The following is a 16,846-nucleotide window of genomic DNA, read 5'->3' as shown; positions in this document are numbered from 1 at the left end:
TTGCTCATCTTCCTCTGAATCATGACGTTAGAGAGAAAATATGTCCCATAATTTTGCGAAAACCGTATTTTTAGTCTCGGCAGCCTTGACGCTGTCCGGATGTGCGCAACTGGGTCATTTTGGCCATAATGTTTGGGGACATACACAAAATGCTTGGGGTTATACCAAATCGGCTGCGAGCTTTGTGGCCAGTCCTGTTACAAATCTTCTACGATCTGCACCTGAGCAGGCCTATGTTTTTGAAAATAACGACAGGTCACAGCAGGCCGCCAAAATGGCTTTTGCATCAGATGGGCAGATGCAAAAGCGCGGTGAATTGGTTATTCCTAAATTGAGGCAACTTCCTGTGCCTCAAACACCTAATTATCAAAACCCCGTTTATCCGCCAAAGACCTATCAGAGCGTCTATGGTAACCCCCCGATACAAGCCGCCCGCACCGTTGAGGCCAGACCCACTGCGACGCTATCCGCACCGCGTAAGTCAAAAGATATTTCATTTGTTAAGATGGGCGGCGGTTCAAATATGCAGGATTGGGTTATATGTGAGGCCCAAGCAGGCGGGTTTGTTCGTGTGCTTGAAGAGGGTTATCTCATTGACTCCGGATTTGAGCGTTGCATGCGGGCAAAAGGCTATAAGCCAGAAAGCGAAGTGCTCGATCAATTAAGTCTGTAAGCCTTAATTTTCTAGACCTATAACATCATAATGTCGTTGGGCATTTTTACTGATAGTGGCCCATTCGCTGTTTTTCATACGGTCTTGATGGCGGCGAAACGCAGCTGAGTTCGAGAAGGTTTCAAAGACGTGGAACCGCGTTGGCAGGTCTTGATCTTGGAAAATATGAAAGCTCGTGCAGTCCGGCTCTTGTTGGCTAAGACGAATATGTGCGGGTAGTGCAAGCTTTACAGATTTCAAATCAGCTTTGAGGACATCGATATAGCCCGATAAGTAAACAGTCTCTGTTTCGCCGCGTTCCGCTTTTAAGGTTGCCATAAGGCCTTCACGATAATTTTTGTATTTTGGTGTCCAACCTAAGTCACGCCCCGCGCGGCTGCAGTCAATACGTTTGGTCTCTTTATAAAAGCTTCGCGCCATATCTGAAATGTCAGCCGTCTCATGATCCAATTGTGGTGGACGCTGCGCATTGATGAGGTCTGCCGCATAGTTCAAAACATCTTGCGGGGGTGTAGGGTGTCCATCGGCAATATTGTAGATCATTAAAGGGTTAGGGCGGGCGATAGAGGCCAGTAGTACAGAGACGATATCTTCAACATGTATGCGGTTCACAACGTGGCCTTCTTTTATAACAGCCCGTGCTTTGCCCTGCTTTATACGGCTAAAGGCATTGCGGCCTTTGCCGTAAATTCCGGCGAGGCGAAAGACGTGAACTGGCGTTCCTGTCTCAAGCCATTTAATCTCAGCATTAGCGCGATTCTTTCCGCGGCGGGTGAAGGGACGGAGCAGCTCATCTTCAAACGCCCATTGTCCTTGGCGATCTCCATAGACGCTTGTGGCAGAGAGGTACCCAACCCATTTGGCATTTGGTATCCAATCCGCCAAAGGGCGGCCGAGGCTGTTTAAAAAAGGATCGCCATTATCACCAGGCGGGATTGAAGAGAGAATAATATCAGCCCCGAATAGACTTTCCTTTAAAGCTTCATTTATCAAACCATTATAAATAATAGGGGTAACGCCAAGAGACTTGAGACGCGCCGCTTTTTCAGGGTTACGCGTTGTTGCCAAAACCTCATAACCTTGCTTGCGCAAAGGCGTGATCATAGCCTTGGCACAATATCCCGCGCCCAGAAGCAATGCAGTGGGCCGCGCATTATGTGACTGTGATTTAATGCGTCTTGGCATTGCCGCGCCGCTCCCCCTTGGATAGATAGCTTGCATGAAACTTACGCTTACCCTCCTATTGAGTTTACCCCTGATTGCAACGGCTTTTGCAGGACCGGCCGCTGCGGCAAACCTTACGGCTGAGTTTGATGCTAAACACAAAGCCTGTCTCGAGCGAATTTCTGAAGATAATGATCTGGCCTATGAAGAGGCCATGATTTGGCAAGATGAAGGCGGCGGCCGCCGAGCCAAACATTGTGTGGCGATGGCGCTATATGCGCTGGGCCATGAAGACGAGGCGGCGAGGCGATTGGACGTCTTGGCGATGGCGTCTGATGGCGGCACGAAATTAATGCGGGCGGATTTTTATGCTGAGGCTGCCAACTTTTGGCTCGTTGATGGACAGCCCGACCGGGCTTATAAATCAGCGTCTGACGGTCTAAAACTGCGTAAAGACCATGTTGATCTGCGGATCGCCCGTGCGCGGGCCTATGCCATGTTGGAGCGTTATGATTATGCTGAAACGGACTTAACCTCGGTTTTAAAATTTTCGCCTAATAACCCTGATGCCCTGCGCTACCGCGCTGACGCAAAAATGAAACAGGGCCGTCTGAGCGAGGCTAAAACGGATATTGAAATGTCTTTAAAGGCCGACCCGACCAAAGTCGAAACGGCGCTGTTACGCGGGCAGATCAATGAAGCCATTCGGTTAGAGGCGCTTGATACAGGCTCGAGAGAATAACGGTCTGCGAAAATGACTCGCGTGTGAAGCTTCTGTAAGGTGCCTTAGTTTTGCCTCAATAGCTCACGAGCATGTTACATGGGTTGATTGGCAGGGGAAGACTTGTCCTGTCAGTCATATTTTATTATTAAGAGAGCGGACATTAATTCGCTTAGAGGAGAACACATAATGACAATTCTTAAATCTACACTTATGGCATCGGCGCTTATTTTAGGCACGGCCTCTGTTTCTTTCGCGCAGGACGCGATGACAGATAAAGCTAAATCAATGGCAACTGACAAAGCCAAAGATATGGCAACGGATATGGCAAAAGACAAAGCTAAAGAGATGGCGGGCGATAAAGCCAATATGGTTGATCCTGCGATGAAAGCCGGAGAGCATATGATGGATGGCCACAGCGCTAAAGACGCTGTGATGAAAGCCGGTCAGTCCGAAGCCAAATCCATGATGAAAGGAAAGGTCATGGGCGACGAAATGTTGACCGAAAAAGGCAAAATGGACGGCGATGACATGATGACAGCCGGTAAAGTCATGATGGAGGGCGGATCTGCTGAAGACGCAGCCATGGCTGTTGCCAAAGAAAATGCCAAGGACGCTATGATGGAAAAAGCGGATGGCATGATGAAAGATAAAATGATGTCACAGGGCACAATCAAGACGAGTGCACCTACCATGACGGCTCCGGCTACGGTAAATATTGCTTGTCCGGCTGGAACAACGGCTCAGGCCAATGGCACATGTATGATTACAGGCGATTATCAGCCGCGAGGCTAAGCCTTCTAAAATTAAACTCGATGGCGTCCCTTTGGGGGCGCTTTTTTTGTGCTGATAGCAAGTAGATGAATCTGCAATTCATTCGCAAAGTTATTGACAATCATTCGCAATGTCGTCATATGGCGAATATGATTCACTGCCTTTGCAATAATATCAATACGGCCAAAGTCGATATCGCGGCATCGCAAGGTGCAGAACGCGCTAAAGATGTCATGCGCGTTTGCGGAACCAAGTTTAATTGTGGACAATGTCGCGTGAGTATCAATGCCCGCCTTGAAGAGTGGCGGGCCATCAACCCGGCTCTCGAAGCGGCTGAATAGCTTAAAACCCCCTTTTAATTGTGAGTGATTATCAGGTGCGCATTTTTCTGTGCAAGTGATTTGCAGTTGCCTGGTTTTTGGTTGACCCAGGCATCCAATGTTAGGCAAGTCTGCATAATAATTTCTAAGGAGACTCGATTATGCGCGGTGATAAAAAAACAATTGAATTTCTAAATCTGGCGCTCAAAGCAGAGCTGACAGCCATCAATCAATATTTTCTGCACTCGCGTATGCTTGCTGATTGGGGCGTAAGTAAGCTTGCCAAAAAGGAATATGAAGAGAGCATTGAAGAGATGCAGCACGCCGATAAAATCATCGAGCGTATTTTGTTCCTAGGCGGCCTTCCAAATTTGCAGGACCTCGGCAAGCTGTATATCGGCGAGACCGTTCAAGAAATTCTAGAATGCGATATGAAGCTTGAAGATATTGCGCTTCCGATTTACCGCGACGGTGTTGAGCATTGCGAAAAGGTTCGCGATTACGGCACACGTGATTTGTTGCAGGGTATTTTACTAGATGAAGAGGAACATGTTGATTTCCTAGAAACGCAATTTGATCTGATTAAGCAGGTTGGCATTCAGAATTATATTCAATTGCAAAGCGCGGCGGTGACTGAAGAGGGATGATCCTCTTATTCGCGCTGATCGGCGTAATAGCCTATTTATTTATTCCGTTCTTGATTGTAGGACTTTGGAAGAAGCGTCCGCGTACCGCTTTTGCCATTGCTCTTCTCATAATTTTTCTCAGCCTCATTGCTCCGGCATTTATCAAAACATTTCAAGCCATGATGATATATGGGGAGGGTGACCCCCAGCTCATGGCAGGCCAGTTAAGCGAAGCCATTCTCACAGGTCTTATCGGACTCGTTTTCTTTGGCCCCATCTTATTTTTGTTTCAGTGGCTCGTCTTGCGCAGACACAAAAAAAAGCTATCCAAAGTTGATGCAGATAAGACGTTTTCGTAGGCTACACACCTACGTCATTACAAGGCTTGTCCTTGTAACCCATCTCCCATGCCGCTCGACCACTTACTTTGGTCATGTTTAGAAATGGCGGAAGATGGGTTGCAAGACTGGTGCGCCAGCCCGGCAGGGTCTTGCAATGAGGCAGATGAAGGAGATGATCTACTCTAGCTCTTTCCCCATTTCCAACACAGCATCGACCAGAATATCCAAATCACTCTCTTGGGTGCGGTGATTGGTTAGATTCACGCGAATAGCCGTGACGTCATCAATGATGGTTGAGGACGGCGCGGCCAGCCCGCTTTCCTGGAGGTCCACGACAATACGCGCGTTTTTAGCATTGCTCTCATAGCGGAAGTCATAGCGAAAACAGCAAATATTCAGCGCAACAGGGGCGAGCAATTCTAATTTATCCTCGGCCTCCACGCGCCGCTTCAGATATTGAGCTTGGGAAATATTGCGCTCGACCACCTCGGCAATGGCGTCAATGCCGTGGGTTTTCAGATGTGTCCAAACTTTCAAGGCGCGGAAGCTGCGGGAGAGTTCGGGCCCGTAATCCACAGCCCAAAAATCCCCGCCCGCGAGGCCATCTTCATCATGACGTAAATATTCGGGCCGGTTAGCATAAGAGGAGCGGTGCAAATACGGATCCCGGATCAACACACATCCGGCTTCATAATTTACTTGCCACCATTTATGAAAATCAAAAGCGAGGCTGTCCACGCGGGATAGGGCTTTGACGCGGTGGCCGACGGATGGGGACAAGATCGCCGCTGCGCCAAAGGCCCCGTCCACATGAAACCAGAGCTCTTCTTTTTCGCAAATATCAGCCAGCCCGTCTAAATCATCAATCGCGCCGACATTTACCGCGCCAACTGTGCCAATAACAGAGAAGGGCGTGAAGCCTTCTGCACGGTCTTTGTCGATGGCGTCTTGCAGGGCACTTAAATTAATTTCGAAATCATCATTACACTGCACAAGGCGTAATGCGTCTTTGCCAATGCCGAGTAGGTCAAAAGCGCGGCGCACACAGCTATGGGTTTGTGCGCCTGTATAACCGACAAGCTTAGCTTCAGGGTTTTCGCGTTGAAACTTATCCCGTGCGACTTTCAGCGCCGTGACTGTGGCCATGGATGTGCCCGAGGAGATGAGCCCCGTCGTCTCGCTCGGCATGCCCATAATCTGTGCCGCCCAGCGAATGACTTGCTGCTCAATCACGGGGCCGACATGGTTGCGTCCACCGCAATTGGCGTTCATCGCCGCGCCCGCCATCTCGGCTAAAATATTAGACGGCGCGCCCGCTCCGTTGACCCAGCCAAAAAAGCGCGGGTGAATATTTCCGGGATTATACGGCATGATGGCTTCCAGCTCAGCCATCATTTGATCTTCAGATATACCGCCTTGCGGCAGCGGCGTATTTATCTCCGCCTTAAGCGATTTAGGCACAGGCGTCCAAACCCGCCCTTCACGCGCGCCTTCAAGCTTATCAAGCGAAGCGTCAAGCATAGCATGGGCGGTCTTACGAAAAGCAGGCCAATTTTTGGGGTCGAGTGTCATGCGGTGGGAATAGGGTTTTGGCGCAGGTGAGGCAATGGGGAAATGAGGGTGTAGGGTAGTCTAAGTGCCTCACTATAACCTTGCGCCACCTTCCCCCGTTCACGGGGGAAGTGCTGGAGCGGCAGCGGAGGCGATGCGGGGAGCGGCACATTATAATAGCTACGGAGGGCTTCTCGCGTCACAAGCCAAGCACATCGTATCACGGCGAAACAGTCAAATCACTTCAAATAAAGCGCCTGCCGCTCCCCCCATCCCCGCTTCGCGGTACTTCCCCCGTAAACGGGGGAAGGGATTGCAAACCTTTCGTTTTGGAGTCAAATAAAAAGGTATGTTACGCCTGCGCAAAACAGAGCAAGGGAAGTGAATACAACTAAAAGAAACGACTTAAAAAGATTGTGAATCCGTTTGGTGGTTTTGTTGAAAGCTGCAATGTCCCTTTCCCACCCCTCATTTCCGGTCAAAATTTCATCACCATTTTGAAAGTGGGCCTCTGCAAATTCTGGGTTTGCAGTAAGCTTTTCGGCAGTTATGTCAGCTTGTGCCTTAACGACTTTGCCCCAATCTTTTGCATGAACCAATGCCATTCCAATTAAGCTAGCTATTACTGCAAAAAATAAACCTATTGCAAAGCTAATAAAATACTCACGCACACTTGTTAGGTAGAAAAAAGGGTCTGATTGTCTCGTGACGAATGTTCCTAAGAAAATAATTGCGGCGCCATTACTAGACAAAGCTAAGGTGTGAAGCCTTTTTAACCAAAAGTCGTCAGCTTCAAAGCTATGGTCAAATAGTGAGTGAAAAAAGTTCACTTACCGCCGCCCGCTAGCGTCATCAAACAACTCAGCCAACTTCTCCGTCATGGCTCCGCCCAATTGTTCCACATCCATAATCGTGACGGCGCGTTTGTACCACCGGGTCACATCATGACCGATACCAATCGCGACTAACTCGACTTCGCTGCGGTTTTCTATCTTGTCTATGACCATGCGCAGGTGGGACTCAAGCATTCCCGTTTTATTCTGGCTTTGGGTGGCGTCATCCACGGGGGCGCCGTCGGAGATGACCATCATAATGCGTCTCTGTTCGGGGCGAGCCATGAGGCGGCGATAGGCCCATTCGAGCGCTTCGCCGTCAATGTTCTCTTTCAGGAGGCCTTCGCGCATCATTAGGCCGAGATTCCGCTTGGCGCGGCGCCAGGGCATATCAGCGGATTTATAAATGATGTGGCGTAAGTCATTGAGGCGGCCCGGCATGGGCGGCTTGCCCGCCGCCATCCAATCTTGGAAACTGCGTCCGCCCTTCCAAGCCCGCGTGGTAAAGCCCAGAATTTCCGCCTTCACGCCGCAGCGCTCTAGCGTTCTCGCCATGATATCCGCGCAGACCGCCGCAACCATAATAGGCCGCCCGCGCATAGAGCCGGAATTATCAATCAGGATCGTCACCACCGTATCGCGGAAATCGGTTTCTTTTTCTTCCTTAAACGTCAGCGCCGACATGGGGTCGATAATCACCCGGGTGAGGCGGGCCGTATCAAGCATCCCTTCCTCGAGGTCGAAGGTCCAGCTGCGTTGTTGCTGCGCGAGCAGGCGGCGTTGCAAACGGTTGGCGAGCCGCGCAATGACAGAGGATAGCCCGGCCATATGCCCGTCCAAATAACCGCGCAGACGGTCGAGCTCTTCCGTCTCGCAAAGCTCTTCGGCTTTTATGACTTCATCATGTTTGGTCGAATAAACCGTGTAAGGGTCAGGCAGATTTGTCGGTTGCGGGCGCTGCGCATTGGGGTTGGGTGTTTGGTCGCTATCGTCAGACTCGCCGTCAATATTTTCGGCATCCACCATATCCTGCGGCTCTGCGCTGTCATCTTCTTGCGCGTCGGCGTCAGAGACTTCGGTCTGGCCTTGCTGCTCTTCTTGGGGCGTGTCGGGCGTTTGGTCAGGCTGTTGGTCCTCTTCATTCTCAGAGGTTTCCTCATCCGAGTCTTCATCCTCATTAGGGTCGGCCAAATCTTCGCCGAGGTCAAAGTCTTGGATCAGGTCACGCACAGAGCGGCCAAAGTCTTGTTGGTTGTCGAGCAAGTTCTTAAGCGCTTCCATTTGCGGCGCAGCTTTGGCGTCTATTTCCATACGCCAAGCCGACATAATGCCGTTACAGCTCTCAGGCAGTTTGCGCCCCGTCAGGACTTCGCGCGCATAAAGCCCGACGGCTTCGGCAAAGCTATTATCATCCTTGGCAATGTCGGGTTTGTCATAGCCTTTGCGCTCCGCGCGGGCCGAGAGCGAGGCCATAAGGTTATCGCCAAGCCCCGCTAAATGTTTTCCGCCCAATGCTTCGATACGGGCTTGCTCCATGGCCTCAAAGACCGCGCGGGCCGGGCCAGTGCTCGGCTGATTTTTAGCGTGGGTGAATTTATCATGCAGCGCAAGACGCAGCGCCAAGCCGTCAGCTTCACCCCGCGCTTTGGCAATCTGTGCAGGTTTGGGCTTTGGCGGCAAGCTCGGCAGCATAATCTGATCGCGCACAATCCCCGCCACATCCCCGCCAAAAGACACCTCCATCTCAGGCTCACCTGAGATGGCTTTGGTGGCGGAGGCGAGAGAGCGTTTGAATTCGTCGATGGGGGTACGGGAGGTCATGGGAGTTTATTTATTTCACAATTCCAAGCTGTTTTTAATTGACAAGTCAGTTAAAAGATTCACCAATTGAAGTTGGCTATAATTATTCTCTGGGGGAACTTATGTCAGAACCATTCAAAGGGGGTCAAGCGGCAACCTTATTTCCTATGATGACAAATGGTCTCGAAGACAGGGCAACCTGTATTTTCTTTGCAGTCTTAGAGTTGGTTTACCCTTTCAGAAATGCGTTGCTCAAATCGATTGGTCAACGGGCTTATAAAGCAGGAGGTGATTTTGATTGCACGTTGCGACCGTCAATAGGTGGCAGACTTTCCAATAAAGATATTCCAGACGCTCTAATTTCTTTGAGTCAGAAAACGGACTGGACGGCATTGGTTGAAGTAAAAATTGGCTCAGGAGATTTAGATCAAGCTCAATTAGGACGTTATCTAAACAGAGCTATTTCGGAAAAGGTTGACGCACTTATAACCATATCTAATGAGATGTGTTCTGACCCGGAACACCCACCACTCCGACTAAAGCCCGCCGAAAAACGTTTACGAAAAATCCCGCACTTTCACTGGTCTTGGCGCTACATAAAATTCCAAGCAGGAATAGGTCTGCGGCAACAAGATTTAGACTTTGTAGAAACAAAAATTTTGGAACAATTTATTGAGTTTCTAAGTCATGAAAAATCAGGCATCCATGGTTTTAATCAGATGCCGAAATGTTGGTCTGATTTTGTAGATGTTTTGCGTGACGGCGGACGTCCTAAATCAGACGATACCGATGATGTAATTTCAGGTTGGTTTCAGGAAACGTCCGATTTGTCTTTAATCTTATCTGAGTGTTTTGATGAAAGAGTTTCTGAAATCCACGACGAAAAAACACTCGAACTTCGGAAGGACGCTGCTGAAAGCTATTTGAAAAAAACAGGGGATTTAAGAGCACGCTTTGCATTGCCTGATGGCAAGTATTTAAATGTATTGGTTGACATAAATGGGCGCTGTATAAAATTTGAAACAGCGCATGAACCCACCTCGAAAGTAAAGACGCCTTATAAGCAAATTGAGCGGTTTCTTGATACTTTCCGAGATAATGAGACTGAGGACGAGTGGGGCGACCATTCAGATGTAAGATTGTTTGCGAAATGGAGCCGATATAGAGATATGACGGATAGCTCCATGTCCGAAGCTATGATTGATGCAAAAGAAGACACGCTAAAAGACTCAAAAATCATTCACCCGAAAAGCGATAACTTATCTCAGATTATAATCCAGTATACGCCTACCGGGGCCGCTAAAAACATTAGAAGCCGCAAGAAGATGATTGAGTTTTTGGAAACGCAAACAAAGTTTTTTGCTGAAACTTACATTCAAACTTGAATAACTAATCCGTTCATCCCCGCGAAAGCGGGGACCCAGTTGTGAGAGTTTTTAATTCTGGATCCCCGCCTGCGCGGGGATGAACGGGTGTGGGATGTATCGTTACTAAGCGACCATCACAGTAGCGGCACTTTCTGGTAAATCTTTCCCAAAGGCCCGCTGATAAAATTCAGAAATAATAGGCCGCTCTAGCTCATCACATTTATTCAGGAATGTCAGCCTAAACGCCTGCGCGATATCACCGTCAAAGATGCGGGCATTTTCGGCCCAGTTCATCACCGTACGCGGGGACATGACCGTTGAGATATCACCTGCGATAAAGCTTTGCCGTGTCATGTCGGCGACGCGGACCATGCTCGCAATCAGGTCTTTACCTTCGGCGTTGTCGTAAGTCGGGGATTTGGCAAGGACGATAGCTTCTTCTTCGGCGTGAGAGAGATAGTTGAGCTGACAGACAATGCTCCAGCGGTCCATCTGGCCTTGGTTGATTTGCTGTGTCCCGTGATAAAGACCAGACGTATCGCCGAGGCCAACCGTGTTGGTCGTCGCGAAAAGGCGAAACGCTTTATGGGGTGTTATCACGCGGTTTTGGTCGAGCAGGGTGAGGCGGCCTTGCGCTTCGAGCACGCGCTGAATCACGAACATGACATCCGGACGGCCCGCATCATATTCATCAAAGACGAGCGCGACAGGATGTTGCAGCGCCCAGGGGAGGAGCCCCTCGCGGAATTCTGTAATTTGTTTCCCGTCTTTTAGGACAATCGCGTCTTTCCCGACCAGATCGATACGGCTGACATGGCTGTCGAGGTTCACCCGCACCATCGGCCAGTTAAGCCGTGCGGCGACTTGTTCGATATGGGTGGATTTACCCGTGCCGTGATAGCCTTGTACCATAACGCGGCGGTCATGGGCGAAACCTGCGCAGATGGCCTGTGTGGTTTTATCATCAAAAATATAGGCATTATCGATGGGCGGCACATTTTCGCTAGTCTTGCTAAAGGCGGGAACCTCCATGTCGAAATCGACATTAAAAACCTCACGCGCCGAGACCATAATGTCGGGCTCAAAAATAGGGAATTGGTCACTCATGTCGTTAATCCGTTATATGGAGAATTTGTAGGTCTGGCTTAGCCCAGATTTGTTGTTTTAAGAACCTTCATGGCGCTGACAACACGTTGGAAGCTTTCTTCGGTGTTACGCTTGCCTTGGTTGGCATCGGGATGGAGCTGTTTGACCAGCTGTGTGTAGCGTTTGCGCACATCATCTTTGGTCGCGGTATCATCAAGCCCCAAATCATTGAGCGCTTTCATTTGCATCTTAGACAGGCTGCGGCGGCGCGGCGCTTCGGTTTGATTGCCGATTTTGCCTTCACCAAAAATATTATAGCCTTCTGCGGTGGCGGCAGTTGACCCTGCCTTACGCTTTGTCTGTGCTTTGGCGCGTTCAGCGGTGTTCTTCTTCACGTCCCATGTCGGGCGGTGACCATGACGCGCGCCGACTTGCCACTCGGCAATATCTTCGTCGCTCATATTTGAGAAGAAGTTCCAGTTCTTATTATATTCGCGCGCATGAATAGTGCAGAAATTATAATATTCGCGCAGACGGTCAGGACTTTTTGGCGCTTTACATCCGCCCATAGACACACACCCGGCCCAGTCACATTCCATCTGGTTCGGATCGACTTTCTTTTTACCCTTATTGACACGGATATCGATGCCTTTGGGTTTATATTCGTAATTACCTGCCATATTGCCTATATACGTTAAGAGTTGAAATTAGGGTTGTTTTTAAGGACTGCACAAAATGGGCATTATCGCGTCATCAATCAAGGAAAAACTTAAGCAAAGTTTCAACCCGTCGCAGCTAGAGGTGATTGATGAGAGCCATAAGCACGCACATCACCGCGGCGCCCATGAACACGCGGCGGATGGCGGCAGTGCCGAGAGCCATTTTCATGTGGTGATTATAAGCGATAAGTTCGAAGGCTTGAGCCGATTAGCCAAGCACCGCGCCGTTTTGGATGTGCTCTCAGAGGAAATCGCGCAAATACATGCGTTTTCCCTAGAGGCGAGTGCGGGGCAGTGCGTTGAATTGCCCGTGAGTGTCTGATACGTATAGTTCAATTATAGATTGGGGACTACCACATGCGCCGTTTTTTTGAGTATGATTTTGACGGGCTTGAGTTTAATATGGACGCAAGCTTAGTCGGTTCTGTCTTTTCACAAAATTTTACTGCTTTTGTCTTGCCATATATAGCAGCTCCGCCCACTCACCTCCCGCTGTATGCCGATATTGACGGAACGCCCGGTGATGACACTCTAGAGGGAACGGAAGATGTGGATGTTCTCAACGGATTTGAAGGTGACGATACGCTTAATGGCCTTGGGGGTAATGATATTCTTAATGGAGGAGATGGTGTAGATATTCTCAATGGTGGCGACGGGGATGATATTCTGAACGGCGGCGCAGGTAACGATATTCTTATTGGCGGCGCTGGCGCGGATGCATTTTTTGGCGGCCCGGGTTTCGATACCGTTGATTATAGCACTTCGACGGCTCGTGTTGTCGTAAATGTAGAAACCGGAGGCACAGAAGGCGATGCGAACGGAGATGTTTATGATGGCATTACCACCTTCCAACTCTCATCATTTGATGATGAGATAAGTGGATTTTCAGACTTTCGGTTTTTTATCTATGGCGGAGAGGGCGATGATTTAATAGATGCGAGAACCGCGGGTCGTGACACTATTATTTACGGTGAGGCTGGAAATGACGTTATCTATGGAGGTAATGGCCACACTCGGCTTGGCGGCGATGGCGATGACATATTCTATGGTTCGGGAGGCTATAACACCTTCAATGGCGGAGATGGATTTGATACCATAGACTTTTCAAATTACGATGAAATTTCAGATTACAATGATATTTCGAATGGTATTAGGTCGGATTTACAGTCGCAACGAACAGGCCCTCAGAGCCGCGATACCTATGTCAGTATTGAGTCCATAGGAGGCACTGCTGGCGATGATGAGTTTTCTGGCAATAGTGCTGATAATTTACTTATGGGGCGTGCCGGCGATGACATATTAAATGGCCGGGCAGGTGATGATACTCTTATTGGTGGTGATGGCAATGACATCGCAATTTATTCACGTTTAGCCCGCCTTCATACCCTGGTTGATAATGGCGATGGAACCTACTCAATCACAGCCAATTTCGGCTTTGATGGAACGGATCTTTTAGAAGGTATTGAGGTTCTTTCTTTTTCAGATCAAATGATTGCTGTTCAATTCTTTAACCCCGGCGCGTTCACCGAAAATGACGATATTGTCGAAGGAAGTTTTATTGGAGATACGGTCGATGCTTTAGGCGGCAATGATATCGTAAATGGTTTGGGCGGAGATGACGTTATTAGCGGCGGCGCAGGTGCAGATACCTTAAATGGTGGGGAAGGCAACGATACCTTAGAAGGTGGCTTAGGTGATGATACCCTCGAGGGTGGAGCAGATGAGAATACAGCTAGATATGTAGGACAATCTACTGATTTTACACTTATTGATAACGGAGATGGGACTTATATTCTGACTGACAATCAGGGAAACGAAGGGGCTGATATATTATCCAATATTGATTTTCTTGAATTTTCAGACGGCACAATTGAGATCATATTTTTCAATGGGCCGATCTTTACGGAAGGCGATGATGTCTTTGACGGAACGGCGGCCAGCAATGTTTTGGACGCCCTTAGCGGTAACGACACGGTCAATGGTTTCGGTGGAAATGACACGATTTATGGCCGTTCTGGGAATGATATTTTATCCGGCGGAGAAGGGGAAGATCTAATTTATGGGGGTGATGGTGACGATATCATTTCCGGCAACCTTGGGACAGATGCACTCGATGGCGGTGATGGCTTTGATATTGTGAGTTACAGAGACGCCTTACAGCGAGTCGATATTCGGCTAAGTTCAATTGTATTTGAAAATGGTCAAGCCACAGACTCATTGAATGCCTTTGAGGGCGCTTGGGGTAGTGAATTCAGCGACGATATATACGGGTCTGTTAATAGTGACGCTTTATATGGCTTTGGTGGCGATGACTATATTCCAGGGGGTTTCGGCAATGACCTTATTTATGGCGGTGATGGAAACGATAATCTACTTGGCGGCAATGACGATGACACAATACATGGCGGTGAAGGCGATGATTATATCCGTGGTGAAAGTGGGAATGATACGCTTTATGGCGAAGAGGGTGATGACTCTTTTGGCACAAGTGAAGGGGACGATATCTATGATGGCGGCAGCGGTTTTGACTCTATTAGTTACAGCTCTCTTCGTGGTTATTCACTGATTAATAACGGTGACGGGACTTTTGCTGTCATTAAATTGAATGCGGAGATTGATACATTAACAAATATAGAATCGGTTAGATTCGCTGGCACTTCTTCTGATAACATCATATTTGATCCTTCCGATATACCAGTTATTTCATTCTTCACCGAAAATAATGATGAAGTTTTAGGGTCGGCAAATGATAGTGCTTATGACCTTCTTGGAGGAGATGATGTCTTCAATGGTCTTGAAGGAAATGACTGGGTGTTCGGCGGGGTTGGTAACGATACGCTAAATGGCGGAACAGGCAATGATTACATATATGGGGGCTTGGGAGGAGACCTACTCAATGGGAATGAGGGAAATGACTACTTAATTGGTAATGAAGGTAATGATACCGTTCTTGGTAGTTATGGTAATGATGTTCTGGATGGTGGCGCAGGGTTTGATATCTTAGATTACAGCAGTCTATCAGACCCAATAATTGCTGGGTTAGGTAGTAATGGAACCGTCGCTATAGGAATTCCTGGAACTGTAATAAATGATCACCTTATTTACGGGTTTGAGCAAATTATTGGAACGTCTTTTGATGACAGAATTTCAGCGTCCAGTTACAGTGACGATATACTGTTCGGGGGCGCTGGTGACGATGTGCTAATTGGAGGCTTTTACGCAAATAACCAGCTTTTCGGAGGGAGTGGAAATGATCGATTAATCGCTTATAATGGGAATGATATCATCTACGGGGGAACAGGTGATGATATACTCGAAGGTGATGATGGTGCTGATACTTTAATTGGCGGTGAAGGTGCAGATGTTTTAGATGGGGGCGATGACTTTGACACCGTTGACTATCGTGGCGCGTCTTCGGGTGTTCGCTTTAATGTCGAGACTGGCGGAACATTTGGCGAAGCTGCTGGCGATACATATTCCAGCATAGAGCGCTACTACCTATCCAACTTTAACGACATTATCACAGGCTCAGGCGCCAATGAGTTTTTCTATGGCGAAGACGGCAATGATGTGATCAATGGCGGCGGAGGTATTGACCGTATTTATGGCGGTGACGGCAATGATATTCAGCGCGGTCAAGACGGGAACGATTCGCTTTACGGTTCTGCGGGCGCAGACCAATTAAATGGCGGCTCAGGTTTTGATATTGCCAATTACAGCCTCGCAACTGCGGCTGTAACTTTGGATATGCAAACTGGAGGTATAAGCGGCGATGCTGATGGCGACACCTATTTTGGTATAGAGGCCGTTTACGGGTCTGACCTTAATGACAGCATCACGGGCAATAATAGTACCAATGAACTGCGTGGTTTTGATGGAGATGACACTCTCAATGGAGATATGGGTAATGACCGTCTCTTTGGAGGCAATGGTGCTGATATCTTAAATGGTGGTCAGGGCTTTGACATAGCGGTCTACACAGAGGCTATGGCTGGCGTTACCCTTGACTTGACCATCGGCGGGACGGCGGGTGAAGCCGCGGGCGATACATTCTCTGGTATTGAGTGGGTTTGGGGGTCCAATTTCGATGATAATATTACCGGTGATTTTCGAGATAACCGCCTGGAAGGCCGCAATGGTGACGATACCTTAAACGGGGAAGGCGGGAATGACCGCCTGCTGGGCGGCGACGGTAATGACATCATTGATGGGGGCGATGGTGTTGATACCATTTTCGGTCAAGACGGCGATGACATCATGAGCGGCGGCGCGGGGAATGATTTCTTCTTTGGCGGCGCAGGGGCAGACAGTCACGATGGAGGCGATGGAACGGATTCTGTCTCTTATCTCGCGTCTGGCCCTATCGCGATACAAAACGGCATCGGCGTAGGCGGCGACGCTGCGGGGGATACATATACAAATATAGAACGCTATTTTGGCTCGTCAGGCGATGATATTATCAATGCTTCAGGCGTCTTGCTTGGTAATGGCGGGAATGATTATCTGCTGGGGATGAACGGCTCGAATGATAGCCTCAATGGCGGTGCGGGACTTGATACCTTCGCTTATGATGTTACGGGCGGCGGCGCCGATGTTATCCAAGGCTTTTTTATCAACGAACAGATTTCAATATTGGGCGGGGACCCTGACTTTGATACCGAGGCTGAAATCCTGGCTGTAGGCACGGATGCGGGCGCCAATGTCATCTTTGATTTTGGAAATGGAAACACACTCACCATTGTCGGGGTAAACCTTGCGGACTTGCCAAGTAACACCTTCACCTTTGAAGGCCCGTTATTTTCAGAACCACTGGATGACCCCAACGCCTTCGCAGCAGATATCAATGAAGTCTTCGATATGGACGCGCTGAT

15 protein-coding genes are annotated in these 16,846 nt (G+C 48.9%); 9 read left to right on the top strand and 6 right to left on the bottom strand.

Annotated elements, in window-relative coordinates; all coding sequences use genetic code 11:
- The first annotated feature begins 40 nt into the window (after positions 1-40).
- Complete coding sequence (locus tag F569_RS0112820; RefSeq protein WP_026942528.1) at positions 41-673, top strand: hypothetical protein; 633 nt, start codon at positions 41-43, stop codon at positions 671-673.
- A gap of 3 nt (positions 674-676) precedes the next feature.
- On the opposite strand, the gene F569_RS18020 is transcribed toward F569_RS0112820, so the two are convergent.
- Positions 677-1,858, bottom strand: a complete 1,182-nt coding sequence (locus F569_RS18020) for an antibiotic biosynthesis monooxygenase (RefSeq protein ID WP_199285714.1) — start codon at positions 1,856-1,858, stop codon at positions 677-679.
- Positions 1,859-1,892: 34 nt separating this feature from the next.
- Here F569_RS18020 and F569_RS0112810 point away from each other — a divergent pair, with 34 nt between their 5' ends.
- The 5 genes from F569_RS0112810 to F569_RS0112790 all read left to right on the top strand — a co-directional run bounded on the left by F569_RS0112810 (position 1,893) and on the right by F569_RS0112790 (position 4,637).
- Positions 1,893-2,579, top strand: coding sequence for a tetratricopeptide repeat protein (locus tag F569_RS0112810; RefSeq protein WP_026942527.1), 687 nt, complete (start codon positions 1,893-1,895; stop codon positions 2,577-2,579).
- 168 nt (positions 2,580-2,747) lie between these two features.
- Positions 2,748-3,353: a hypothetical protein gene (locus tag F569_RS0112805; RefSeq protein ID WP_026942526.1), complete on the top strand. Its 606-nt coding sequence runs from the start codon at positions 2,748-2,750 to the stop codon at positions 3,351-3,353.
- Between the two features lie 65 nt (positions 3,354-3,418).
- Positions 3,419-3,673 (top strand): (2Fe-2S)-binding protein, encoded by a 255-nt coding sequence (locus F569_RS18015; RefSeq protein ID WP_034388920.1) that lies wholly within the window; start codon positions 3,419-3,421, stop codon positions 3,671-3,673.
- 140 nt (positions 3,674-3,813) lie between these two features.
- The gene (bfr, locus tag F569_RS0112795) at positions 3,814-4,299 is read left to right on the top strand and encodes a bacterioferritin (RefSeq protein ID WP_026942524.1); all 486 of its coding nucleotides are present in this window, start codon (positions 3,814-3,816) and stop codon (positions 4,297-4,299) included.
- Positions 4,296-4,637, top strand: a complete 342-nt coding sequence (locus tag F569_RS0112790; RefSeq protein WP_026942523.1) for a hypothetical protein — start codon at positions 4,296-4,298, stop codon at positions 4,635-4,637. The genes bfr and F569_RS0112790 overlap by 4 nt, the downstream gene beginning before the upstream one ends.
- A 159-nt stretch (positions 4,638-4,796) precedes the next feature.
- On the opposite strand, the gene F569_RS0112785 is transcribed toward F569_RS0112790, so the two are convergent.
- From F569_RS0112785 to cobT, 3 genes are all read right to left on the bottom strand, one after another.
- On the bottom strand, positions 4,797-6,191 hold the full coding sequence (locus tag F569_RS0112785; RefSeq protein WP_026942522.1) for a pyridoxal phosphate-dependent decarboxylase family protein: 1,395 nt from the start codon (positions 6,189-6,191) through the stop codon (positions 4,797-4,799).
- A 314-nt stretch (positions 6,192-6,505) separates the two neighbouring features.
- Positions 6,506-7,000, bottom strand: a complete 495-nt coding sequence (locus F569_RS0112780; RefSeq protein WP_026942521.1) for a hypothetical protein — start codon at positions 6,998-7,000, stop codon at positions 6,506-6,508.
- Positions 7,001-8,824 carry a cobaltochelatase subunit CobT gene (cobT, locus tag F569_RS0112775; RefSeq protein ID WP_026942520.1) on the bottom strand — a complete coding sequence of 608 codons (1,824 nt, stop codon included), beginning with the start codon at positions 8,822-8,824 and terminating at the stop codon, positions 7,001-7,003.
- 38 nt (positions 8,825-8,862) lie between these two features.
- Here cobT and F569_RS0112770 point away from each other — a divergent pair, with 38 nt between their 5' ends.
- On the top strand, positions 8,863-10,188 hold the full coding sequence (locus tag F569_RS0112770; protein ID WP_154813745.1) for a hypothetical protein: 1,326 nt from the start codon (positions 8,863-8,865) through the stop codon (positions 10,186-10,188).
- 105 nt (positions 10,189-10,293) lie between these two features.
- Here the strand turns inward: F569_RS0112770 and cobS are convergent, their stop codons facing one another.
- Positions 10,294-11,277 carry a cobaltochelatase subunit CobS gene (cobS, locus tag F569_RS0112765; protein ID WP_026942518.1) on the bottom strand — a complete coding sequence of 328 codons (984 nt, stop codon included), beginning with the start codon at positions 11,275-11,277 and terminating at the stop codon, positions 10,294-10,296.
- A gap of 38 nt (positions 11,278-11,315) precedes the next feature.
- Positions 11,316-11,936 (bottom strand): J domain-containing protein, encoded by a 621-nt coding sequence (locus F569_RS0112760; RefSeq protein WP_026942517.1) that lies wholly within the window; start codon positions 11,934-11,936, stop codon positions 11,316-11,318.
- 55 nt (positions 11,937-11,991) lie between these two features.
- On the opposite strand from F569_RS0112760, the gene F569_RS0112755 reads away from it, so the two are divergent.
- Both F569_RS0112755 and F569_RS0112750 read left to right on the top strand, forming a co-directional pair.
- Entirely contained in the window at positions 11,992-12,297 is a 306-nt protein-coding gene (locus F569_RS0112755; protein WP_026942516.1) for a BolA family protein, read from the top strand.
- 35 nt (positions 12,298-12,332) lie between these two features.
- On the top strand, positions 12,333-16,846 hold a 4,514-nt coding region (locus F569_RS0112750), incomplete at its 3' end, for a beta strand repeat-containing protein (RefSeq protein ID WP_026942515.1).

Origin of the sequence: Hellea balneolensis DSM 19091 (assembly GCF_000428525.1) — a bacterium.
GTDB classification, from domain to species: Bacteria; Pseudomonadota; Alphaproteobacteria; order Caulobacterales; family Maricaulaceae; genus Hellea; species Hellea balneolensis.
Note: the sequence above shows the minus strand (reverse complement) of the source record. Positions and strands in the feature narration are given on the sequence as shown.

Coding starts and splice junctions, on each gene's coding strand:
- F569_RS0112810 (WP_026942527.1), top strand. CDS start 1,893: ATGAAACTTACGCTTACCCTCCTATTGAGTTTACCCCTGATTGCAACG.
- F569_RS0112755 (WP_026942516.1), top strand. CDS start 11,992: ATGGGCATTATCGCGTCATCAATCAAGGAAAAACTTAAGCAAAGTTTC.
- F569_RS0112785 (WP_026942522.1), bottom strand. CDS start 6,191: ATGACACTCGACCCCAAAAATTGGCCTGCTTTTCGTAAGACCGCCCAT.
- F569_RS0112760 (WP_026942517.1), bottom strand. CDS start 11,936: ATGGCAGGTAATTACGAATATAAACCCAAAGGCATCGATATCCGTGTC.
- F569_RS18020 (WP_199285714.1), bottom strand. CDS start 1,858: ATGCCAAGACGCATTAAATCACAGTCACATAATGCGCGGCCCACTGCA.
- F569_RS0112820 (WP_026942528.1), top strand. CDS start 41: ATGTCCCATAATTTTGCGAAAACCGTATTTTTAGTCTCGGCAGCCTTG.
- bfr (WP_026942524.1), top strand. CDS start 3,814: ATGCGCGGTGATAAAAAAACAATTGAATTTCTAAATCTGGCGCTCAAA.
- cobS (WP_026942518.1), bottom strand. CDS start 11,277: ATGAGTGACCAATTCCCTATTTTTGAGCCCGACATTATGGTCTCGGCG.
- F569_RS18015 (WP_034388920.1), top strand. CDS start 3,419: ATGAATCTGCAATTCATTCGCAAAGTTATTGACAATCATTCGCAATGT.
- F569_RS0112790 (WP_026942523.1), top strand. CDS start 4,296: ATGATCCTCTTATTCGCGCTGATCGGCGTAATAGCCTATTTATTTATT.
- cobT (WP_026942520.1), bottom strand. CDS start 8,824: ATGACCTCCCGTACCCCCATCGACGAATTCAAACGCTCTCTCGCCTCC.
- F569_RS0112805 (WP_026942526.1), top strand. CDS start 2,748: ATGACAATTCTTAAATCTACACTTATGGCATCGGCGCTTATTTTAGGC.